The following is a 21,602-nucleotide window of genomic DNA, read 5'->3' as shown; positions in this document are numbered from 1 at the left end:
AAACGACGCAGCCCGCGGGCGCTCTGGGATGAACGCCCGCGTAGAAAAAGTTACAGCGCCGGCTGCCAGGCCGACTGCGGCAGCAGGTACAGCCCCGGCGTTTGCCGCGCTCCCGCGCCGACGATATGGCCGATGCCGGCCGCCATCACCGCCAGCGTCACGTCGAAGGCGTTGAGGCTGTCGCCGTAGCCGGCGGTCAGGTTGAACATCGAACCGTTGGCCAGCAAATAGACCGTCTTCTCATTGAGTTGGTAAGCGTTCACATAAGGCATCGGCTCGTGGTGCGGCAGGCCTTGCAGGAAGCCGACGTCGATCTCTTCCGCCACGTGGCCGACGTTGAGGATAAACACGCCGTCCTGCGCCTGCTGCAAATGCTGCGCCGAGAGCACGTTTTTCGCGCCGGTCGCGGTGGCGATCACGTCCGCCTGCGCGACGGCGCTCGCCAGATCCACCACCTGCCAGCCGTCATAACGCGCCTGCAGCGCGCGCGCCGGATCGATTTCTGCCACCATCACCTGGCCGCCGTAAGCCCTGGCCGCCGCCGCCGTCCCCTGCCCGACCAGGCCGTAGCCGATCACCAGCACGCGCTTTTCGTGCAGCGTCAAATGGGTGGTCTGGAAGAAGGTGTGCCAGGCGGTCAGCCCAACCATATGCCGATTGTGCAGCCCCTCTTTCACCGGCAGATCGTCCCAGTTGAAGATCGGGTAGCGCGGCGCCACGCCGTTCAAACGGTTGATGCCCGATCCGGTGGCCTCCAGCCCGGCGACGATCTGCGGGCCGCTCGGCGATTGGTGCAAACGGGTGGTCAAGTCCGCCCCCATTTCGCACAGGTGAGTCGGCTGCCAGGCCAGCGCGCGGTCGAAAGATTCCGACCATTCGCCCGCGTTCATGTCACGCCAGGCATAGGCCTGCGCACCCCGCCGTTCCAGCCAGGCCACCACATCGTTCTGCACCGTGGTGGGATTGCAGGTGGTCAGAAAGATCGCCGCGCCCTTGTCCAGCAGGCCGGCCACCAGCGGCGCCATTTTCAGATCCAGGTGCATATTGCACGCCAGCCGTACCCCGTGCAGGTCCGGCAACGCCGCCACCGCCGCCCGGGTGCGCGGCATATGGCGCATCGCCCAGTTCAATTCGCTCTCGAAATCCTGATACATCCGTTGCTCCTCTGGTGTGCCCCGCCGTCAGGCGTGGCTAAAAAGTTATCCCGCGCGGCCGAGCCGGCGGATCGCCTGTGGCGACAGGCCAAATACCCGGATAAACGCCCGCCTCATGCGCTCCGGATCGCTGAATCCCACCGAGCGGGCGATCGCCTCCAGCGGCTCGGCGCTCTCTTCGATGCGCACCCTGGCCGCCTCCACCCGCAGCTGTTCAATCACCTTGGCCGGCGTCTGCCCGGTTTCGGCGCGGAACAGCCGACCGAACTGGCGCTCGCTCAGGCAGGCGGCGTCGGCCAGATCCGCCACCGACAGCGGCAGGTGCAAGTGCTCACGCGCGTACGACAGCGCGGCGCGCATGCGATCCGACGACGGGTTCAGCGCCAGCAAAAGCGAGTACTGCGACTGCCCGCCGGGGCGCCGGTGATAGACCACCAGCTGCCGCGCCACGGCCGCCGCCATCGTGGCGCCCAGATCGTCCTCGATCAGCGCCAACGCCAGATCGATGCCGGCGCTGATGCCGGCCGAGGTCCAGATATCGCCGTCGCGAATGAAGATACGGTTGCTGTCGACGCGGATGCGCGGATAACTCTGCTGCAGCCGCGCCGCGTGATACCAGTGGGTGGTGGCGCGTTTACCGTCCAGCAAATCACAGGCCGCCAGAATAAACGCGCCGGTGCACACGCTGGCGATGCGCCGCGCTCGCCGGCTGTGGGTGGTCAGAAACGCCACCAGCGCCGGCGACTGGGCCGCCATCACATTGCCGCTGCCGCCGGCCACCACCAGCGTATCGAAACGCTCATCGCCGCACGGCTGCGTGGCGATCTCCACCCCGGCCGAGCTGGCGACCATCCCACCCTGCGGCGAGATCGCCACGCAGCGGTAGGCCGGCGGATCGGTAAACTGGCTGACGTTATCGAACGCCGCCAGCGGGCCGGCAAAGTCCAGCAGGTTGAAACCGGGGAAAACCACAAAACCGATCGTTTTCATGATGGCGCTTTTTGAGGGTTATCTGTCATATCAGCCAAAAACAGGGCGGCTATTATGGCCCAGGTCCAACGATAAAAATGAGGCGAATGTCATGTCTGAACCACTCGTGATTGTATTTCCCATCTATCAAGGCGTCACCCAGCTCGACTTCACCGGCCCGCTGCAGTTTCTGCGCCACATGCCGGGCGCGGAAATCATCGTCGCTTCGGTAGACGGCGCGGATGTCGAATCGGAAGGCTTGCACTTCACCCAGCTGCGCCCGCTGCCGGAGATCGCGCGCTGCGACGTGCTGTGCGTGCCGGGCGGCAGCGGCTGCACCCAGGCGCTGCAGGATGAAGCGTTCATGCGGCAAATCCGGCGGTTGGGCGCCGATGCACGCTACCTGACTTCGGTGTGCACCGGTTCGCTGATCCTGGCCGCCGCCGGCTTGCTGCCGGGCAAACGCGCCGCCTGCCACTGGTCGATGCGCGACAGCCTGAAGCTGTTCGGCGCCATCCCCAGCGCGGCTCGCGTAGAGCGCGACGGCAACGTGATCAGCGGCGGCGGCGTCACCGCCGGCATCGACTTTGCGCTGGCGCTGATCGCCGAACTGCACGGCGAAGACACCGCCCAGACGATCCAGCTTTATCTGGAATACGCCCCGGCCCCGCCGTTCACGGGCGGCACGCCGGAACTGGCCCCGCCGCACATTTACGCCAAGGTACAGGCACAAATGGCGGACAGCCTGGCGCGGCGCAGAGCGTTGGTGGCCCAGATCGCCCAAGGCTAGCGATCGGGCGTATACTTGCCCTTATGCGTCAGTCACATAAGGAGTAAGGAATGACCGATTTGGCCCACTACATTACGGACTACGGCTACTGGGCGTTGTTTATCGGCTGCCTGGCTGAGGGAGAAACCATCACGCTGCTGGGCGGGATCGCCGCCCACGAAGGGCTGCTGCACTGGCCGTGGGTGATCGCGGTGGTGGCGCTCGGCGGCACGTTGGGGGATCAGCTGCTGTACTTCACCGGCCGCCGGTTCGAGGGCCGGGTCATCTCGCGGCTCAAAGGGCAGGAAAAGCGCATCGCGCGCGCCAGAAGGCTGATCGCTCGCCACCCGATGCTGTTCGTTATCGGGGTGCGCTTTATGTACGGCTTCCGCATCATCGGCCCGGTGCTGATCGGCGCCAGCCGCCTGCCGCCGTCGCGCTTTGTGCCGCTCAACATCCTCGGCGCCATTCTGTGGGCGACGATCTTCGTCATGCTCGGCTATTTTGGTGGCCAGGCGATCGAAAGCTTCTTTACCGGCTTCAATAAAAAACTTTCCAGCCTGCTGTTTGTCGCACTGGCGATCGCCGCCATCCTGCTGGTGCGCTTCTGGTGGCGCAAACGCCACGCGGAATAAGCCAGCGCGCCTGGCGTCAACTTTCCTGTGGCGCCGCGCGCATCAGCTCGACCAGCTCGCGCGCCGCCTTGTCCAGCGGGCGGCTCTTCAGCCAGATCAGATGCATCGGCAAGCGCAGCTCGTTCTTGGTGTTTTTGAATTTCAGCCGCACCAGCCGCCCCTGCGCCAGCAGCGGCTCGGCCAGCGACAGCGGGAAATTGCCCCACCCCAGGCCCGCTTCCACCATGTTCAGCGCCATCGGCAGGCTGTCGGTGCGCCAGTAGGCCTCCGCCACCTGGGGGCGCAGATCGCCGATCGGCAGATCGCGGCTGGCCACCATGATCTGCCGCACGTTGATCAAATCCTCGAGAAACAGCTCGCCCGCCGCGCCCTCCAGCGCCGGATGTTGCGGCGATACCATCGCCACCAGCGACTCCGCGCCCACGAAGTGGAACTGCTCCGTGCTGTTGATGTTGAGCCCGCCGAACGCCAGACAGACGCCGATGCGCTCCTGATGCAGCATGTGCAGCACGTCGTCCTGCGGCGCGCTGAGCACTTCGATGTTCAGCAGCGGATAACGCTGCGACAGCGTTTTCACCGCCGCCAGTAGGCCGGCGCCGTTGATGTCCGACGCCACGCCGATCGAAAGCGTGCTTTCCAGCCCCTGGGAAAGTTCGATGGCGTGCACCTGCAGCTGCTTGAGCTGCCCGGCGATCAGGCGGGCGTGCGGCGCCAGGGCCAGCGCCAGCGCGGTCGGCGTCGGTTCGCGGTGCGAGCGATCGAACAGCGCGAAACCGAGCTCCGCCTCCATGTTGGCGATGCCCATGCTGACGGCGGACGGCACGCGCCGCAGCGCGCGGGCGGCGGCGGAAAACGAACCGCGATCGAGCACCGCCAGAAACAGTTCGATATTGTCGCTGGAAAAATTCATCGTTCAACCTGTCAGTAAAACTGACAGCTCCTGACTTTTTCTATCAATGTGATTGACGTTATCTTAGCCGCCGTCGCCACAGAGGCAACTAAAAACAGATCGGGAGAAAACAATGCAAGGCGTCAAACGCAAACTGGTGTATGTCACCGCTTATGAAATCATCGGCATGGCGATCTCGGCGCTGGGGCTGGCGCTGCTGTCGGGCCATGCGCCAAGCAGCACCGGGCCGCTGGCGGTGGTGATCACCACCATCGCGGTAAGCTGGAACTTTATTTACAACTATTTATTCGAGTGGTGGGAAAGCCGTCAGGCGTCGCGCACCCGCACCCTCAAGCGCCGCATTTTGCACGCCGTGGGCTTTCAGCTGACGCTGGTGGTGTATCTGATCCCGCTGATCGCCTGGTGGATGGGCATCACGCTGTGGCAGGCGCTGCTGCTGGACATGGCGCTGATCGTCATCATTCCTTGCTACACCTTCCTGTTTAACTGGGCGTTCGACAAGCTGTTCGGCCTGCCGGCTTCGGCTCTGCCGGCCGGTGAATCCGCCTAAAAAGCCCCCGCGTCCGATTCGCCTGCGCACGCTAATTACTGCGCAGGCGCCATCGCTTTATTTTCCGCCCGCCTTCCCCCTCACGCAAAATAACTTCCAAATCCCTTTAATTTGCACGGTAATTATTATTCTGTGATTTCAATCACTTTTATCGTTCGATATTTCCGTGTTGATAATGAGACTCATCTTACTGAATAATATGCGCTTTTGTTTTCAGTTTAAAAAATACACACAATTGTTCACGCTTTGTACGCAGGTTTTTTTGCCACCTTTATCGGGAAACGGTAGCATGCCACGCCGTTATTTAACGGCGGCTGTATACACAACAAACAGCGGAATGATGCCACGACCTCATTCTCATTACGATTGCTGATGGCAATCGTTTGCCCTGTAGCTCAGGGCGGAGTTCATCATAGACAGGTAAACAGGACGGATAATGCACTCACAAAAAAAGTCGGCGGACGATAAACACGCCGCCAGAAGACGCTGGCTAGACTCTCATGAATCCGGTTATCACAAAAGCATGGGCAACCGGCAGATCCAAATGATCGCCATCGGCGGTTCGATCGGCACCGGCTTGTTCCTCGGTACCGGCGGCCGTCTCGAGTTGGCCGGGCCGGCGCTGGCGCTGGTCTATCTGGTGTGCGGGATCTTCTCTTTCTTCATCCTGCGTGCGCTGGGCGAACTGGTGCTGCATCGCCCTTCCAGCGGCAGCTTCGTTTCCTACGCCCGCGAGTTTCTCGGTGAGAAAGCCTCTTACGTCGCCGGCTGGATGTATTTCCTCAACTGGGCGATGACCGGCATCGTCGATATCACCGCGGTGGCGCTGTACATGCACTACTGGGGCACCTTTGCCGACGTGCCGCAGTGGCTGTTCGCCCTCGGTGCGCTCGGCATCGTCGCCACCATGAACATGATCGGCGTGAAATGGTTCGCCGAGATGGAGTTCTGGTTCGCGCTGATCAAGGTGGTCGCCATCGCGCTGTTCCTGATTGTCGGCGTCGTCTTCCTCGGCACCGGCACGCCGGTCGCCGGCCACACCACCGGCATGCACCTGATCACCGAAAACGGCGGCATGTTCCCACACGGCCTGTTGCCGGCGCTGGTATTGGTGCAAGGGGTGATCTTCGCCTTCGCCGGCATCGAGCTGATCGGCACCGCCGCCGGCGAGTGTAAAGATCCGGCCAAAATGATGCCCAAAGCAATCAACAGCGTGATCTGGCGTATCGGCCTGTTCTACGTCGGCTCCGTGGTGCTGTTGGTGCTGCTGCTGCCGTGGAATGCCTATCAGGCCGGCCAAAGCCCGTTCGTCACCTTCTTCAGCAAACTGGGCGTGCCTTACATCGGCACCATCATGAACATCGTGGTATTGACCGCCGCGCTGTCCAGCCTTAACTCCGGCCTCTACTCTACCGGCCGTATCCTGCGTTCGCTGGCGATGGGCGGCTCCGCGCCGAAGCTGATGGCCAAAATGAGCAGCCAGCAGGTGCCTTACGCCGGCATCCTGGTCACCTGCGGCATCTACGTGATCGGCGTGGTGCTCAACTACCTGGTGCCGTCGCAGGTGTTCGAGATCGTGCTGAACATCGCTTCGCTGGGCATCATCGCCTCCTGGGCGTTTATCATCGTTTGCCAGATGCGCCTGCGCAAAGCCGTGCGCGAAGGCCGCGCGCAGCCGGTCTCGTTCAAAATGCCGGGCGCGCCGTTCACCTCCTGGCTGACGCTGGCGTTCCTGCTGATCGTGGTGGTGATGATGGCGTTCGACTACCCGAACGGCACCTGGACCATCGCCACCATTCCGGTGCTGGCGGTGCTGCTGACGCTGGGCTGGTTCGGCCTGCGCAAGCGCGCGCAGGAAGTGAAGCTGGAGCAGCAGGCTCACGAAGAGCAGAACCCGCACTGAATCGACAAACCGCCCTTCGGGGCGGTTTTTTTTATCCGCTATAACCGGCCGTAGAACGTCATTCTGGCGCTTTCCGACAGCATCACGTCCGGCTGCGCATTGTAGGCCAGCACCACCAGCATGCGCGTAGTGTCGCCTTCGGTCGGCGTCACCCGGTGCATGGCGTTGTGCCCGCGAAACAGCACCAAATCCCCCTCCTCCATCGCCAGCCGTTTGACCGCCCGCTCGCCGTCCAGCACCTGCGTGACCCCGGCATAGTTCATCTCGCCGCGATCGGCGTCGCGCAGGTTCTCCACGTACTCGAAACGCCCACCCGCCGCCGGTTTCTGGATCAGCAGCGTGATGGCGAACGAGGAGTTGTCAAAATGCCAGCCCAGCTCCTGGCCGGTGTGGGCGTAATGCAGGTTGATCGACGACAGCCGATCGGCGTAGGGATACAGCTGCGCCTCATCCAGCACCGCGCAGAGAAACGCGCGAAACGCCGGGGCGTCGTACAGCGCGCGCAGCGGCGACTGCGGCGGAATATCTTCGTCGGTAATGCAGCCCTTGGACGACACCACCAGCCGGTTGCGCGCGTGATCGGCCGGCAGCGCGTCGTCCTGCGGCCGCAGATACACGTTGTGTTGGCTGGTGGCGTAAAACGCCGCGCGGTGCTGTTCGGCGCCTTCCAGCCTTACCGTCGCCAGCGCGGCGGCGCGCAGAAATCCCGGCAGCACCAGCGCGCCGGCGCGCTCCAGCGTTTGCCGGCAACGGGCGCGGAACGCGGCGTCGTCGATGGGATGGGCGGACAGATCGATAATATCGGCAAGTTGCGGCATGACGTTCCCCTCGTGTGCGATAGCCGGATGCCTCTCACTGTAGCGAATGGCGCATTGCCGCCATAACAAAAATACGTTATGGATAAGCTAACCAATTCTTAGCGATAGCCCTGCCCATGCACTCACCGTCCCGCGCGCGCTTGCCCAAGCTGAGCGCCATTCTGGCGTTCGAAACCGCCGCCCGCACCGGCAGCCTGGCCCGCGCGGCGGATACGCTGGCGCTGACCGCCGCCGCCGTCAGCCAGCAGATCCGCCAGCTGGAGCAACACCTGGGGATCACGCTGTTCATCCGCGCCAAAAGCGGCGTCACGCTGACCGAACAGGGCGCGGACTACCTGGCCTACGTGCAGGAGGCGTTCGAAACGCTGCGCGTGGCGCAGCAGCACGTCGAGCGCCAGCGCGGCAAACAGGCGCTGACGGTATTCGCCCTGCCGGCGTTGGCCTCCAAGTGGCTGAACCCGGCGCTGGGCGACTGGTTGGCGCAGTGCCCCGACGGCGATCTGCGGCTGCACGCCACTCATGCAGCGGTCGATTTCGCCCATTCGGCGGCAGACTTCGCCCTGTGCTTCGGCGATCAGGATTATCCGCTGCTGGAAAAGGTGCGGCTGTTTCAGGATCGGGTGCAGCCGGTGTGCAGCCCGGCGCTGCGCGATCGCGGCGACTGGACGCAGCTCCCGCTGATCCACGTCGACTGGGGCAAAGAGAGCCAGTTTCTGCCGGGCTGGCACGAGTGGTTCACCGCCGCCGATCAAATGCCGCCGGCGCGGCGCGGGCTGACCTATAACCTGACTTCGCTGGCCATCGACGCCGCCGTGCAAGGGCGCGGGGTGCTGCTCGGCCAGCGGCGGCTGATCGCCCGTGAACTGGCGGAAGGCCAGCTGGTCACCCTGGCCGAACCGGCGCTGCCGCTCAGCAAGCCCTACTACGTGGTTTACCCGCCGCGCACGCTGGAAAAACCTGGCGCAGCGGCGTTTCTGGCCTGGTTGCAAACCCTCGCATCTACAGACCAAGCCTGAACCCCGGCGGCGATGTTTGCTGGCGTCAGGCACAACCCTGAACGCTTAAGCCTCTCACCTCAGCCTGTTAATTTATCTCTGCCGACCGGGATCGCGAACCGATTCGCCCTTCGGCCACAATGCCATTTCCCTATGCCGCCGCCCCTGCAATCGCCATATTGCACCGGCCTCTTATTGTCCAAAACGAGGGCTATTCCATGATTTCATTAAATGATTACGCCAACCTGCGCAGCTATGCCGGTAGCGAAACCGCGGTGATGCTCGAAAACCGCTACCATCACGGCGTATTTACCCGAGACGATGCGGATACCACCAGCCAGGACAACGGCGTTACCCTGCTCGTCGACGCGCAAAACCGCCGCTGGAAGCGCATCATCAATGACGGCGATTACAGCATCGATTGGTGGCACCTGCCGGGCGATGAGCTGGATTACTCGCTGACCATTACCCGCGCGTGCAACTTCTTGCAGGTCAAAGGCGAAGAGTGGTGGCAGTTGCCTATCCCAACGACCCCGGCGGGGATTACCCTGGTTGGTCCCGGCGGCGTTCGCCCTTGTAAAACCACCGCCAACCTGAAGCTATGGAAAAATTCCGTCGATTTTAAGGGCACTATTCTGGACTTCAGCGGCGCCACCAACATCGAGTGCGTACGCGTACAATATTCGCTGGGGGCGCCGGCGATTTATAACCTGCGCATCGTGGGTGCCCCTGGCGCGGCGGCCAACCTGCGCGGCCTGTGCGTCTACAGCGATGCTTCTAACATGCACGGCTTGCCGGCCTGTCAGCTGCTGGTGCAAAACGTCTGGCTGACCAACCTGTATAAAGGTATCGTCTTTGGCAATAACGCCTATATCCAGAGTTGGCACAGCATCATGGTACGGGGCTGCTTCTGGCCGATCTGGTCTGAAACCACCGCCAACGCCGGCGAAAAAATCGTCTTCTACAAATGCCTGTTCGGCGACAGCAGAAACTATTATCAGGGGGTACATGCCCTGGCCTTCCGCGATTGTTCGTTCGACTACAGCGGCTTTAGCAATGAAACCGAACAGTTGGCCAATACCGACTATGGTTTGTTCGACCTTAAGGGCGGCACGCTGGACTTCAAAAATTGCCACTTCGAATGGGGCAACGCCAATTGCCGCAACTACCGGCCGGTCTTTACCAGCAACAACGGCGGTACGGTAAAAATCAAAGACAGCCAATGGCACAGCGTGATGACCAACAACACCGATGCCGGCAGCAACGTGCCCTACCAATACGTCGAGTATTTCTTCTTCGATAAGTCCAGCGATCTGAGCGGAAAATGTTATATCGACGGTTTCGATCTGGTGAACGCCGACATTAAAAAAGGCTGGTCCAACAACCATATTGAGATGAAAAAGATCGTCGCGCCCGGCTACATCAACATGTGGCGCCTGCTCTATCTGGGCGATGGCGTCAACCATCTGCCGGAGCCGAGCTGGAAAGAAAGCGGCGCGCTGGCATTGAATAACGTCTATGCCTTCGGCGGCGCACGCCTCTCGCAAACGGAGACCGCCGATCTGGCGGTGACGCTGCAAAACGGTGTGCTGACCGCTACCACCAAAACGGCGACGACAACAGACAAACGCGTCGAGATCTACTTCCCAATCGCGAAAAACGATCTGGTGCTGTGGCGCGCCACGCTGGCAAACCTGAAAGGCCAGAACAGCCTTGATGTCACCATCGGCACTTACCAAGGCAAGTATGTCCTGAACGGCGATGCCGGCGTCACTACCCTACTGGAAAAAGCTTGCCAGTGGGGGCGCACCGGCACGGTAACGCCGGCCGCGTCGGCAACGATGACCTCGGATCGCATCACTGCGCTTAACTCGTCGGAATATTTGCCGTTGCCTGAGGGCTATGTCAATTACGCCCGCATCGCCATCGTGCTGAAAAACTTTATCGGCAGCGCCGCTCAGCCCACCTCGGTGGACATCACCCAACTGTTGTGTCAAAAGATCGACATCGTCTCCCGCAACCCACGTAAATCCTGGTAACCGAACGGGCCCCGTAGGGGCCTGTTTTCCATTAACGCGCGGTATAACCGCCGTCGATGCTGTAAAACGCGCCGGTGGTGAAACTGCTGTCGTCCGAGAGCAGGAAAGCCACCGTTTTCGCCACCTCTTCCCGCGTCGCCATTCTCCCCATCGGGTGCGAAGCGGCCATCTGCGCCCGCGCCGACGCCGGCAGCGCCCCCATCGCCGGCGTATCCACATAGCCCGGCCCGACGGCGTTGACGCGCACGCCGCGCGTGGCGAATTCCAGCGCCGCCGAGCGCGTCAGGCCCAACACGCCATGCTTGACGGCGGTATAAGGCGCAATCCCGGCAATGCCCACCACGCCGTTGGCGGAAGAGAGGTTCACCACCGCCCCGCCGCCGCCGGCGACGATCGCCGGCAGGCCATACTTCATGCCGAAAAACGTGCCGCTCAGGCAGGTGGCGATCACCTCATGCCAGTCTTCGACCGCGTACCGATCGATGTCCACCTCGTGCGGGCCGGTGATCCCGGCGTTGTTGACCAGTAGATGCAGCGCGCCGCAGCGCCGCACCGTCTCTTCAATGCCCTGCTGCACCGACGGCGCATCACGCACGTCCATCCGCAACGTCATCACCCGTCGGCCCTCGGGATCGAGCCGCGCGGCGGCTGCGACGAGAGGCGCTTCGTGGCGGCCGGTCATCACCACCGTGGCGCCGCGCCGAAACAGCTCGGCGGCGATCGCTTCGCCGATGCCGGTGGAAGCGCCGGTCACCAGCGCCACCCGATGTTTGAAATCTTGCATAGCCATTCTCCTGCAACGTTGAACTCAGGGGAACAGGCTAGCACCGGCCAGTGACAGTTTGCGGCAGCAGCAACAGCGCAGCACGTAATGCGCTCACAAAAGCCGCAAAGCCCGCTATTTTATGCCTACTTTTTCTCATGCGAGACTCCCTGTGGATACCCAACGCTACCTGCAGCATATCGGCTTTACCGGCGCCGCCCGCCCTGACCTCCCCACGTTGCAACAGCTGCACCATCGCCACATGCTGAGCGTCCCGTTCGAGAACCTGAGCATTATTTATCATCAGGGCATTCAGCTGGCGCCGGAGGCGCTGTTCAGCAAGGTGGTCGAGCGCAACCGCGGCGGTTTCTGTTATGAGCTGAACACGCTGTTCGCCCTGTTGCTGCGGGAGATCGGTTTCAAGGTGAGCTTCATCTCCGGCGAGATCCGCGCGCGCGACGGCCATTTCGGCCCGCCCTACGACCATCTGGCGCTGCGGGTGGATCTGGCAGGCCTGGCCTGGCTGGTGGACGTCGGTTTCGGCGACTCCTTCCTGACGCCGCTGAAGATCGTCGCCGCCGAGCCGCAACCGCAGGCCAGCGGCACCTTCCACCTGGAGCAGGAAGGCGAGTATTACCTGCTGGAGCGCCGCAACGGCGACCAACGCTCGCATGCCAAAACCCTGTATCGCTTTACCGCCCAACCGCGCGAGCTGCACGAGTTCGACGAGATGTGCCGCTTCCACAGCACCTCGCCGCAGTCGCATTTCACCCAGCGCCTGGTGTGTTCACGGCCGACGGAGCACGGCCGGGTGACCCTCAGCGACATGAAGCTGATCGTGACCGAAGATCACCAGCGCCACGAAACGACGCTGCATTCGGAAGAGGAACGGCGCGCCGCGCTGTGGCAGCATTTCGCCATCGATTTGGATCGTTGACGGCGCCGGCGGCGTAATGCTGGTCAGTTAGCGTTTTTCTGAACGTATTTGTGCAGTTTTCGGTCGATAAAGGTGAGATGCGCCATGAGGCTCATACGCCTCGACCGAGCCAGGGGCCGAAGGCGCGGCCCCTGGCAACCCGCGCCTTTGCCCTATCAGACGGTTGGCTTTGCCAACTCCCCTCCCTCCGCCATAGCGCATTGAGGCCGGTTGCGACAGGCGTCCCTGCCTGTCTCACCTGAAACCGCCGTCCATGGCGGTTTCTCCTAATGCGCTATGCCTGCGTTCGGCGTCTTCAAGGGCGTCCAACCCTGCGTTCATCTCCAACTTCTCTGCCATAACCTCATAAAGGACGGGTTGCCCGGTAGCCGCCAGCTCAGGTGTTGACCTTTGGCGCGCATCACTGGCTGCTGAGCAAGACAGCGTTGTCAGGGGCAACCGGCCAGGGAAGGCCGGTTGAGGCGAGACTAACAGGGACGTTTGTCGCAGCCGACCCGCCCGACAATGCAGACGCGGCGAGGGTATCCGCACAGCGGACAGATGGTGTTAAGCGAAGGCGCGGGTGGAGGGGCCGCGCCTTCGGCCCCTCCAATTGCCGTTCATTGTAGTAACAGAGAAATTCTGGGCATTTACGGCAATTCATCCTGCACGCCACGTACAGAGACTGGATAAAAAAATGCCAGTCAGGCTTAAGTGACTAGCATTACGCACAGCGGCGCCCTTTTATTACGATTCTGTTACACCGATTGCATAACCGCGCTTGGCTGATTGCCAGCACCGCGCCGGCAGGCATCATAGGGTCATGATTCGGCAACAGAGTGCGAAAAATGATCCGTGTGATACTGGTGGATGACCATGTGGTGGTGCGCTCCGGCTTTGCGCAATTGCTCAACCTCGAGGACGATCTCGACGTGGTGGGGCAATACAGCAGCGCGGCGGCGGCCTGGCCGGCATTGCTGCGCGACGACGTCAGCGTCGCGGTGATGGACATCGCCATGCCGGATGAAAACGGCCTGAGCCTGTTGAAGCGCCTGCGGGCGCAGAAGCCGCAGTTCCGCGCGATTATCCTCAGCATCTATGACTCCCCCACCTTCGTGCAGAGCGCACTGGACGCCGGCGCCAGCGGCTATCTGACCAAACGCTGCGGGCCGGAAGAGCTGGTGCAGGCGGTGCGTTCCGTCGATATGGGCGGCCATTACCTGTGCGCCGACGCGCTGCGGGCGCTGCGCGGCGGCGAGCAGCCGGCCACGGCGCTGGAAGTGCTGACCCCGCGCGAGCGTGAAATCTTCGATCTGCTGGTCAAAGGCGACAGCGTAAAGGAGATCGCTTTCAAGCTCGATCTCAGCCATAAAACGGTGCACGTGCATCGCGCCAACGTCCTGGGCAAGCTGCAGTGCAACAGCACCATCGAGCTGGTGCATTTCGCCCTCGATCATCAGCTGCTGGCGGGGCATTGATGTCACCCCGTTTCCGGCCCTGGGTTATCTCGCTGTTTATCCTGTTGGCCTGGGGCAGCGGCTGGCTGATGCTGTGGACGCTCGGTTTCTATCTGACCCGCAACGGCAACCAGGCGGCGCTGTTTCTGCCGCACGGCGTCTATCTCGCGCTGCTGATCTTGCTGGTGCGCCGCTATTGGCCCGCTCTGATAATACCGCCGGTGCTGCTGCTGTTCTGGCTGCACGGCGAACGCCTGATGAGCGGCTACAGCCTGCTGGCCGCGCCGTTCATCACCCTGCTCCCGGCCGCGCTCGCGCAGCGATTCTGGCGCCGTTTTCCGCTCTACTGGCAGCGGCTGACGCTGCTGCTGGCTGCGGTGACCGCCGCCTCGCTGCTCAACACCGCCCTGCTTTCGCCGTTTGTGCCAAGCCCGGCGATGCTGCTTGGCCTGGCGTCGTTTACCGGCGGCGTCTTGCTGACCCCGTTCGTCTACCTGATCTTTGAATTTCTGCGCCAGCAGCACCGTTACCACCTGCTGGGCCTGGACACCCCCAACCCGCCGCTGCGCGCATCCTTAATCATCTGGTGCAGCCTGTTTTTCGTTATCGGCATCGGCACGCAGATGGTGCTGTCGCCGGAAATCGAACGCCTGCTGCTGATCGTGGTGTTTCTGCCGAACGTGGTGATGGCGTGGAAGTTCGGCTGGCAGGGCGGCGTGCTGTCCGGCCTGCTCGGCAGCATGATGATCACCCTCGCCCGGCAGGTCGGCGTGGGGTTCGGCAATCTGGTCGAGCTGGAAATCTTTCTGGCGACGCAGGCGCTGCTCGGCATCGGCCTGGGCATCGCCATCAGCCGCCAGCAGCACCTGGCGCAAAACCTGCACCACTATCAGCGTCGCCTGGAAGAAGAGCTGGCGGCGCGGCGAGCGCTGACCGAAAAACTGATCCACACCGAAGAAGACACGCGGAAAAACCTGGCGCGCGAGCTGCACGATGAAATCGGCCAGAACATCACCGCGATTCAAATCCAGTCGCAGCTGGTCAAACGGGCGCGCGATCCGGCGCAAACCCAGGCCGCGGCGCACCAGATAGGCGAGCTCGCCCGGCGCATTCATCACTCCACGCGCCAGCTGCTGCGCCAGCTTCGCCCGCCCGCGCTGGACGAGCTGGCGTTCAAAGAGGCGCTTCACCATCTGCTGAGCGAATTCGCCTTTGCCGAACGGGGCATCCACTGCCGTTTCGATTACCGGCTGAGCGACACGCCCGCCGGCGAAACGGTGCGCTTCACCCTCTACCGCCTGCTGCAAGAGCTGCTCAACAACGTGTGCAAACACGCCGAGGCCAGCGAGGTCGCCATCGTTTTGTATCAGCAAGGCGCGCTTTTGCACCTCGAGGTGCGGGACAACGGCATCGGCATCCGCGCGGACAAGGTGCCCGGCCTCGGCATTCAGGGAATGCGCGAGCGGGTCAGCGCGCTGGGCGGCGAGCTGACGCTGGAAACGCAGTGCGGTACGCGGGTAATTGTTAACCTGCCCACAAATTTGCAACAAATCGCCGACTAACTAGGAAAAAGTCTTAGCCACTCCAGACTTTCTCTCATCCCCTTTCCCTTTCACCTTCTTATAGTCACCACCAGGGAGGCGGCTATGCAGGCACGCTCGGCATCTGAAATCGATCATCGTTACCGCGCGCTGCGCCCGCGACTGCTGCTGTACATGGTCATCGGGTACGCCGCCTTTTACCTGACGCGCAAAAGCGTGAATTACGTGCTGCCGGCGCTGCAAACGGATTTGGGGCTGGATAAAGGGGACATCGGCCTGCTCGGCTCGCTGTTTTACCTGAGCTACGGCCTGTCGAAATTCGCCGCCGGGCTGTGGCACGACGGCCACGGGCAGCGCAGGTTTATGGGGATCGGCCTGTTCGCCACCGGCTTGCTGAACGTGGCGTTTGCCTTCGGCGAATCGCTGACGCTGCTGCTGGCGGTCTGGGCGCTGAACGGCTTCTTTCAGGGCTGGGGCTGGCCGCCCTGCGCGCGGCTGCTGACCCACTGGTATTCGCGCAACGAGCGTGGCTTCTGGTGGGGCTGCTGGAATATGTCGATCAACCTCGGCGGCGCGATCGTGCCGCTGATCAGCGCCTTCGCCGCCCAGCGCTGGGGCTGGCAGGCGGCGATGCTGATCCCGGGCGCCGTCAGCATGGTGTTGGGCCTCTGGCTCACGCGGCAACTGACAGGCACGCCGCAGGAAGAAGGCCTGCCGTCGGTCGGCCAGTGGCGCCACGATCCGCTGGAGCTGCGCCAGGAACAGCAAAGCCCGCCGATGGGGCTGTGGCAGATGTTGCGTACCACGATGCTGAAGAACCCGATGATCTGGCTGCTCGGTGTCTCTTACGTGCTGGTCTACCTGATCCGCATCGCGTTGAACGACTGGGGCAATCTCTGGCTGACGGAAAGCCACGGCGCCAACCTGCTCAGCGCCAACGCGACGGTGATGCTGTTCGAGATAGGCGGCCTGCTCGGCGCGCTGTTCGCCGGCTGGGGCTCGGATGTGCTGTTCGGTGGGCAGCGCGCGCCGATGATTTTGCTGTTCACGCTCGGGCTGATGGTTTCCGTCGCCGCACTGTGGCTGGCGCCGGTGCATCACTACGCGCTGCTGGCGGGCTGTTTCTTTACGGTGGGCTTTTTTGTCTTCGGCCCGCAGATGCTGATTGGCCTCGCCGCCGTGGAATGCGGGCATAAAGGCGCAGCGGGCTCCATCACCGGTTTTCTCGGCCTGTTCGCCTACCTGGGGGCAGCGCTGGCGGGCTGGCCGCTGTCGCAGGTCATCGAAGGCTACGGCTGGTCAGGCATGTTCAGTTTGCTGTCGATCGCCGCCGTTCTTATGGGTTTATTGCTGATGCCGCTGCTGATGGCGAGCGTCACCACCTCTACCGAGAGAAGGATAAAACAATGAAAAAAATGTGGGTCACGACCCTGATAGCTTCCGGCATCGCGCTGGCCACGCTGAGCGGCGCCGCGCACGCCAAGGGCCGCCTGGTGGTTTACTGCAGCGCCACCAATGAAATGTGCGAAGCGGAGACCAAAGCCTTCGGCGAGAAATATGACGTGAAAACCTCGTTCATCCGCAACGGCTCCGGCAGCACGCTGGCGAAAGTGGACGCCGAGAAGAAAAACCCGCAGGCGGACGTCTGGTACGGCGGCACGCTCGATCCGCAATCCCAGGCCGGTGAAATGGGGCTGCTGCAGCCCTACACATCGCCGAACCTCGACCAGGTGATGCAACAATTCCGCGACCCGGCGAAGCTGAAAGGCAACTACTCCTCGGCGGTCTACGTCGGCATTCTCGGCTTCGGCGTCAATACCCAGCGCCTGAAAGAGAAAAACCTGCCGGTGCCCAAGTGCTGGAAAGACCTGACCAAACCGGAATACAAAGGCGAGATTCAAATCGCCGATCCGCAGAGCTCCGGCACCGCCTACACCGCGCTGGCGACCTTTGCCCAGCTGTGGGGGGACGATCAGGCGTTCGATTACCTCAAGCAGCTGAACGCCAACGTCTCGCAGTACACCAAGTCGGGCATTGCCCCGGCGCGCAACGCCGCCCGCGGTGAAACGGCGATCGGCATCGGCTTCCTGCATGACTACTCGCTCGAAAAAGAACAGGGCGCACCGCTTGAGCTGATCTCGCCTTGTGAAGGCACCGGCTACGAAATCGGCGGCGTCAGCATCCTCAAGGGCGCGCGCAACCTCGATAACGCCAAGCTGTTCGTGGATTGGGTGCTGTCGAAAGAGGCGCAGGAACTGGCATGGCAGAAAGGCAAGTCCTATCAGATCCTGACCAACACCACCGCCGCTACCTCGCCGAACTCGCTGAAGCTCGACGACCTGAAGCTGATCAACTACGACATGGACAAGTACGGCTCGACCGAGGTCCGCAAGGCGCTGATCAATAAATGGGTCAGCGAAGTCAAGATGGGTAAATAAACCCGCATTCTGCGCCTGTTGCCGGGTAAGCCTCACGCCTTACCCGGCCTGAACATCCGGGAAACTTATGTCACATACACATGCACTCCATCTCGTGAAAAAACGAGATGCGATATTCCTTTGGGTCTTGCTTGGCTGGCTGGCGTTCGCCCTGCTGCCGAGCTGGAGCCTGGATTACGGTCTGCTGGAGTCCACCGGCGATGAGATCCTCGCGGCCTACGGCTGGTCAAACCGCAATGTCAGCTGGCTATGGTGCCTGTTGCCGAGCCTGCTGCTGCTTCGCCCTTACGCCCCGGCGGGCGGTGAACGGCGGCGGCGCCACGCGTTCGATGCCGGCTGGGCGCTGCTGTGCATGGCTTTTATCGTCGTCAGCGCCACGGTGGCGGGACGCGGCTTAGGCTACGCCACCCTGGTGCAATTGACCGCGCTGGGCGCCATCATGACGCTGGCGCTGACCCGCCTCGAATGGCTGGGCGGCGACCGTTTCGTTATCGGTGCGCTGGTCACCATCGTGGCGCTGATCGGCGTCTTCATCGTCTGGCCGAGCATCGCGATTTTCATTCCGATGTTCACCGACCAGGCGGGGGCATTCGCGCCGTTGGCGTTTATGAACGTGCTGTCGCAGGCGCATATCGTTCAGGTGATCCTCAACTCCATCGCCCTGTCGATCGCGGTGGGTGCCGGCTGCACCTTCTTCGGCCTGGTGCTGGCGATTTACACCACCCGCATCGCCAAGCGCAGTGCCATTATCGGCCGCATCTTCTCCATCCTGCCCATCGTCACGCCGCCGTTCGTCGTCGGCCTGGGCGTCACGCTGATGATGGGGCGCTCCGGCTACGTCACCGAGTGGATGGTGGCCTGGTTCGGCCTGACCAACACCAACTGGCTTTACGGCTTTACCGGTATCTGGCTGGCGCAGGTGCTGGCATTCACCCCGATGGCGTTCATGATCCTCGACGGCGCGATCAAGACCATTCATCCTTCGCTGGAAGAGGCCTCCTACACCCTGCGCGCCAGCCGTTGGCAAACCTTTAACGGCGTGTTCGTGCCGCTGCTGAAACCGGCGCTGGCCAACGCGTTTCTGATCGTGGTGGTGCAATCGCTGGCCGACTTCAGCAACCCGCTGGTGCTCGGCGGCAACTTCGACGTGCTGGCGACGCAAATCTATTTCTACATCACCGGCTCGCAGCTCGACTATCAGGCCGCCAGCACCCTCGGCGCCTTCCTGCTGCTGTTCTCGCTGTTGGTGTTCTGCATCCAGTACCTGTGGATCGGCAAGCGTTCCTACGTCACCGTATCCGGCAAATCCTACCGCGGCGACGTACAGCCGCTGCCGGTCACGCTGGTGTGGGGCGTGATCGCGTTGCTGGCGGTGTGGATCGCCTTTAACGCCCTGCTTTACGGCAGCATTTTCTACGGCAGTTTCACCGTCAACTGGGGGGTGGATTACACGCTGACGCTGGATAACTTCATCAAGCTGTTCGGCCAGGGCATGAGTGACGGCGCGTGGCCTTCGCTGCTCGACACGCTGCTGTACGCCGGGATCGCCGCGCCGATCACCGCCGCCTTCGGCCTGCTGATCGCCTGGATCGTGGTGCGCCAGCAGTTCAGGGGCAAAAAGACCATCGAGTTCACCACCATGCTGTGCTTTGCGGTGCCGGGCACCGTGGCGGGCGTCTCTTACATTCTCGCCTTCAACAGCGCGCCGGTGTACCTCACCGGGACGGCCGCCATCGTGATTATCTCGATGGTGATGCGCAACGTGCCGGTGGGCATTCGCGCCGGGATCGCCGGGCTGGGCCAGATAGACAAATCGCTGGACGAAGCCTCGCTCAGCCTGCGCGCCGGCTCGCTGCGCACCATTACGCACATCCTGCTGCCGCTGCTGCGCCCGGCGATCCTGTCGGCGCTGATCTACAGCTTCGTGCGCGCCATCACCACCGTCAGTGCCATCGTCTTCCTGGTCACCCCCGATACCCGGGTGGCCACCGCCTACATCCTCAACCGCGTGGAAGACGGCGAATACGGGGTGGCGATCGCCTACGGTTCCATTCTGATCGTGGTGATGCTGGCGATTATTTTCCTCTTTGACTGGCTGATCGGCGAGGCACGCATCTCCCGTTCAAAAGCCAAAAACCAGGCGTAATGGAGCCCATGATGAGCCAGAAAAATTTCGTTGAACTGCGCAACGTCTCCAAACGGTTCGGCAGCAACACGGTGATCGATAACATCACGCTCACCATCCCTCGGGGGCAAATGGTGACGCTGCTCGGCCCTTCCGGCTGCGGCAAGACCACCATTTTGCGCCTGGTCGCCGGGCTGGAAAAGCCGAGCGACGGGCAGATATTCATTGATGGCGAAGACGTTACCCATCGTTCCATTCAGCAACGTGACATCTGCATGGTGTTTCAGTCTTATGCCCTGTTCCCGCACATGTCGCTGGGGGAAAACGTCGGCTATGGGCTGAAGATGCTCGGCATTCCGCGCGCCGAAGTGAAAGCGCGCGTGCAGGAAGCGCTGGCGATGGTGGACCTGGCGGGGTTCGACGATCGCTATGTCGATCAGATCTCCGGCGGCCAGCAACAGCGCGTGGCGCTGGCGCGCGCGCTGATCCTCAAGCCGAAAGTGCTGCTGTTCGACGAGCCGTTGAGCAACCTCGACGCCAACCTGCGCCGCAGCATGCGCGAAAAAATCCGCGAGCTGCAAAAGCAGTTTGATATCACATCGCTGTATGTTACCCACGATCAGAGTGAGGCTTTCGCGGTTTCAGACACCGTGCTGGTGATGAACAAAGGGCATATCATGCAGATGGGTTCGCCGCAGGATCTCTATCGGCAGCCGGCGTCGCGCTTTATGGCGAGCTTTATGGGGGACGCCAACCTGTTCCCGGCCAGCTTCAGCGCGGACTATGTCGATATCAGCGGCTATCGCCTGCCGCGCCCCGCGCACTTTGCCACCGAAGGCGCCGGCACGGTGGGCGTGCGGCCGGAAGCGATCACGCTGAGCGAGCACGGCGAGGAAAGCCAGCGCTGCGTGATCCAGCATGTCGCCTACATGGGGCCGCAGTATGAAGTGACGGTGGCGTGGCATGGGCAGCAGATTTTGCTGCAGGTTAACGCCACTCGCCTGCAGCCCAACGTCGGCGAACAGTATTATCTGGAAATTCACCCCTACGGCATGTTTATGCTGGCGGACGCGGCATAATAAGCATCACTCTTAAGCGTTAGAATAACGGCCATTCCGCATGGAATGGCCGGAAATAACCGTCAAAAAAACGTATTTATCTATTTTTACAATTCACCCCAAGTCCTTGTTCAACCGAGAAAATAAATATATCCGCATTCATTAAAAAATAACCACCTGGGCCGCCAAGGGTGATATTTTTATTTAGATGGGGTAAGCTTAATCCCGTAGTCGAAATTATTTAACGGCCAACTCAAGGAGAAATTCATGAGCAACAATGCAAACGCACAGGCGCAGCTGGATAATTTACGCAACGTCGCTTCCCAGCTGAAGGAAATGCGCCACTATGCGCAGGCGAATACCGAGACGCTCTCCGCACACTGGCTGGCCTTCGATCAGGGGGAATGCAAAAATAAGGCGTTCGCCGAAGCCATTAACGACCTGTTGAATAAACAGGGCGCCTGCCTGGAAGGGCTGGAAAAAACCATTCAGGATATTGAGATAGAATTGAACCGTCTCGACAAAGCCGCCTGATAATACCGATTTAAAATAAACCCGCCGC

The 21,602-nt window shown here is 61.8% G+C and carries 19 protein-coding genes; 14 read left to right on the top strand and 5 right to left on the bottom strand.

Going from position 1 to position 21,602, the window contains the following annotated elements; translation table 11 throughout:
• Positions 1-50: 50 nt before the first annotated feature.
• Positions 51-1,154, bottom strand: a complete 1,104-nt coding sequence (locus QDT79_RS10745; protein WP_107227337.1) for an adenosylhomocysteinase — start codon at positions 1,152-1,154, stop codon at positions 51-53.
• Between the two features lie 45 nt (positions 1,155-1,199).
• Positions 1,200-2,144: a GlxA family transcriptional regulator gene (locus tag QDT79_RS10740; RefSeq protein WP_308316477.1), complete on the bottom strand. Its 945-nt coding sequence runs from the start codon at positions 2,142-2,144 to the stop codon at positions 1,200-1,202.
• 91 nt (positions 2,145-2,235) lie between these two features.
• Between QDT79_RS10740 and QDT79_RS10735 the strand changes: the two genes are divergently transcribed.
• Both QDT79_RS10735 and QDT79_RS10730 read left to right on the top strand, forming a co-directional pair.
• Positions 2,236-2,913, top strand: a complete 678-nt coding sequence (locus QDT79_RS10735; RefSeq protein WP_063991201.1) for a DJ-1/PfpI family protein — start codon at positions 2,236-2,238, stop codon at positions 2,911-2,913.
• Between the two features lie 50 nt (positions 2,914-2,963).
• The gene (locus QDT79_RS10730) at positions 2,964-3,527 is read left to right on the top strand and encodes a DedA family protein (RefSeq protein WP_060420973.1); all 564 of its coding nucleotides are present in this window, start codon (positions 2,964-2,966) and stop codon (positions 3,525-3,527) included.
• A gap of 16 nt (positions 3,528-3,543) precedes the next feature.
• On the opposite strand, the gene QDT79_RS10725 is transcribed toward QDT79_RS10730, so the two are convergent.
• Positions 3,544-4,437 (bottom strand): LysR family transcriptional regulator, encoded by an 894-nt coding sequence (locus QDT79_RS10725; protein WP_063991200.1) that lies wholly within the window; start codon positions 4,435-4,437, stop codon positions 3,544-3,546.
• A 112-nt stretch (positions 4,438-4,549) separates the two neighbouring features.
• Here QDT79_RS10725 and QDT79_RS10720 point away from each other — a divergent pair, with 112 nt between their 5' ends.
• Positions 4,550-4,987 carry a PACE efflux transporter gene (locus QDT79_RS10720; protein ID WP_016928654.1) on the top strand — a complete coding sequence of 146 codons (438 nt, stop codon included), beginning with the start codon at positions 4,550-4,552 and terminating at the stop codon, positions 4,985-4,987.
• 436 nt (positions 4,988-5,423) lie between these two features.
• Positions 5,424-6,890: an L-asparagine permease gene (ansP, locus tag QDT79_RS10715; RefSeq protein WP_063991199.1), complete on the top strand. Its 1,467-nt coding sequence runs from the start codon at positions 5,424-5,426 to the stop codon at positions 6,888-6,890.
• 38 nt (positions 6,891-6,928) lie between these two features.
• On the opposite strand, the gene QDT79_RS10710 is transcribed toward ansP, so the two are convergent.
• On the bottom strand, positions 6,929-7,708 hold the full coding sequence (locus QDT79_RS10710) for a HalD/BesD family halogenase (RefSeq protein WP_308316476.1): 780 nt from the start codon (positions 7,706-7,708) through the stop codon (positions 6,929-6,931).
• Positions 7,709-7,824: 116 nt separating this feature from the next.
• On the opposite strand from QDT79_RS10710, the gene QDT79_RS10705 reads away from it, so the two are divergent.
• Both QDT79_RS10705 and QDT79_RS10700 read left to right on the top strand, forming a co-directional pair.
• Positions 7,825-8,724 (top strand): LysR substrate-binding domain-containing protein, encoded by a 900-nt coding sequence (locus QDT79_RS10705; RefSeq protein WP_308316475.1) that lies wholly within the window; start codon positions 7,825-7,827, stop codon positions 8,722-8,724.
• Positions 8,725-8,921: 197 nt separating this feature from the next.
• Positions 8,922-10,742 carry a putative phage tail protein gene (locus tag QDT79_RS10700; protein WP_107227333.1) on the top strand — a complete coding sequence of 607 codons (1,821 nt, stop codon included), beginning with the start codon at positions 8,922-8,924 and terminating at the stop codon, positions 10,740-10,742.
• A gap of 31 nt (positions 10,743-10,773) precedes the next feature.
• Here the strand turns inward: QDT79_RS10700 and QDT79_RS10695 are convergent, their stop codons facing one another.
• Positions 10,774-11,526 (bottom strand): SDR family NAD(P)-dependent oxidoreductase, encoded by a 753-nt coding sequence (locus QDT79_RS10695; protein WP_107227332.1) that lies wholly within the window; start codon positions 11,524-11,526, stop codon positions 10,774-10,776.
• Positions 11,527-11,677: 151 nt separating this feature from the next.
• On the opposite strand from QDT79_RS10695, the gene QDT79_RS10690 reads away from it, so the two are divergent.
• From QDT79_RS10690 to QDT79_RS10655, 8 genes are all read left to right on the top strand, one after another.
• Complete coding sequence (locus QDT79_RS10690; protein WP_308316474.1) at positions 11,678-12,442, top strand: arylamine N-acetyltransferase family protein; 765 nt, start codon at positions 11,678-11,680, stop codon at positions 12,440-12,442.
• A gap of 827 nt (positions 12,443-13,269) precedes the next feature.
• A complete protein-coding gene (locus QDT79_RS10685; protein WP_063991159.1) occupies positions 13,270-13,899 on the top strand; it encodes a response regulator transcription factor in 630 nt (209 codons plus the stop codon).
• Positions 13,899-15,440, top strand: a complete 1,542-nt coding sequence (locus tag QDT79_RS10680) for an MASE1 domain-containing sensor histidine kinase (protein ID WP_130017453.1) — start codon at positions 13,899-13,901, stop codon at positions 15,438-15,440. Before QDT79_RS10685 ends, QDT79_RS10680 begins: the two co-directional genes overlap by 1 nt.
• 60 nt (positions 15,441-15,500) lie before the next feature.
• Complete coding sequence (gene uhpC, locus QDT79_RS10675) at positions 15,501-16,829, top strand: MFS transporter family glucose-6-phosphate receptor UhpC (RefSeq protein ID WP_255413746.1); 1,329 nt, start codon at positions 15,501-15,503, stop codon at positions 16,827-16,829.
• Positions 16,826-17,857, top strand: coding sequence for an ABC transporter substrate-binding protein (locus QDT79_RS10670; protein WP_063991156.1), 1,032 nt, complete (start codon positions 16,826-16,828; stop codon positions 17,855-17,857). Before uhpC ends, QDT79_RS10670 begins: the two co-directional genes overlap by 4 nt.
• Positions 17,858-17,924: 67 nt before the next feature.
• Positions 17,925-20,003, top strand: a complete 2,079-nt coding sequence (locus QDT79_RS10665; RefSeq protein ID WP_107227327.1) for an ABC transporter permease — start codon at positions 17,925-17,927, stop codon at positions 20,001-20,003.
• Positions 20,004-20,014: 11 nt separating this feature from the next.
• Positions 20,015-21,061 (top strand): ferric ABC transporter ATP-binding protein, encoded by a 1,047-nt coding sequence (fbpC, locus tag QDT79_RS10660; protein ID WP_130017449.1) that lies wholly within the window; start codon positions 20,015-20,017, stop codon positions 21,059-21,061.
• A gap of 246 nt (positions 21,062-21,307) precedes the next feature.
• Positions 21,308-21,574, top strand: coding sequence for a hypothetical protein (locus QDT79_RS10655; RefSeq protein WP_004939738.1), 267 nt, complete (start codon positions 21,308-21,310; stop codon positions 21,572-21,574).
• The last annotated feature ends 28 nt before the right edge of the window (positions 21,575-21,602 follow it).

Source organism: Serratia marcescens (assembly GCF_029846115.1).
GTDB lineage: Bacteria > Pseudomonadota > Gammaproteobacteria > Enterobacterales > Enterobacteriaceae > Serratia > Serratia marcescens_L.
The sequence above is the reverse complement of the archived record's forward strand: the minus strand, read 5'-3'. Positions and strand labels throughout refer to the sequence as shown.

What these genes read in the sequence shown, in the direction of transcription:
- QDT79_RS10705 (WP_308316475.1), top strand. Translation starts at nt 7,825, where the DNA reads ATGCACTCACCGTCCCGCGCGCGCTTGCCCAAGCTGAGCGCCATTCTG.
- QDT79_RS10655 (WP_004939738.1), top strand. Translation starts at nt 21,308, where the DNA reads ATGAGCAACAATGCAAACGCACAGGCGCAGCTGGATAATTTACGCAAC.
- QDT79_RS10745 (WP_107227337.1), bottom strand. Translation starts at nt 1,154, where the DNA reads ATGTATCAGGATTTCGAGAGCGAATTGAACTGGGCGATGCGCCATATG.
- fbpC (WP_130017449.1), top strand. Translation starts at nt 20,015, where the DNA reads ATGAGCCAGAAAAATTTCGTTGAACTGCGCAACGTCTCCAAACGGTTC.
- QDT79_RS10670 (WP_063991156.1), top strand. Translation starts at nt 16,826, where the DNA reads ATGAAAAAAATGTGGGTCACGACCCTGATAGCTTCCGGCATCGCGCTG.
- QDT79_RS10735 (WP_063991201.1), top strand. Translation starts at nt 2,236, where the DNA reads ATGTCTGAACCACTCGTGATTGTATTTCCCATCTATCAAGGCGTCACC.
- QDT79_RS10700 (WP_107227333.1), top strand. Translation starts at nt 8,922, where the DNA reads ATGATTTCATTAAATGATTACGCCAACCTGCGCAGCTATGCCGGTAGC.
- QDT79_RS10665 (WP_107227327.1), top strand. Translation starts at nt 17,925, where the DNA reads ATGTCACATACACATGCACTCCATCTCGTGAAAAAACGAGATGCGATA.
- ansP (WP_063991199.1), top strand. Translation starts at nt 5,424, where the DNA reads ATGCACTCACAAAAAAAGTCGGCGGACGATAAACACGCCGCCAGAAGA.
- QDT79_RS10720 (WP_016928654.1), top strand. Translation starts at nt 4,550, where the DNA reads ATGCAAGGCGTCAAACGCAAACTGGTGTATGTCACCGCTTATGAAATC.
- QDT79_RS10710 (WP_308316476.1), bottom strand. Translation starts at nt 7,708, where the DNA reads ATGCCGCAACTTGCCGATATTATCGATCTGTCCGCCCATCCCATCGAC.
- QDT79_RS10680 (WP_130017453.1), top strand. Translation starts at nt 13,899, where the DNA reads ATGTCACCCCGTTTCCGGCCCTGGGTTATCTCGCTGTTTATCCTGTTG.
- QDT79_RS10740 (WP_308316477.1), bottom strand. Translation starts at nt 2,144, where the DNA reads ATGAAAACGATCGGTTTTGTGGTTTTCCCCGGTTTCAACCTGCTGGAC.
- QDT79_RS10730 (WP_060420973.1), top strand. Translation starts at nt 2,964, where the DNA reads ATGACCGATTTGGCCCACTACATTACGGACTACGGCTACTGGGCGTTG.
- QDT79_RS10725 (WP_063991200.1), bottom strand. Translation starts at nt 4,437, where the DNA reads ATGAATTTTTCCAGCGACAATATCGAACTGTTTCTGGCGGTGCTCGAT.
- QDT79_RS10695 (WP_107227332.1), bottom strand. Translation starts at nt 11,526, where the DNA reads ATGCAAGATTTCAAACATCGGGTGGCGCTGGTGACCGGCGCTTCCACC.
- QDT79_RS10685 (WP_063991159.1), top strand. Translation starts at nt 13,270, where the DNA reads ATGATCCGTGTGATACTGGTGGATGACCATGTGGTGGTGCGCTCCGGC.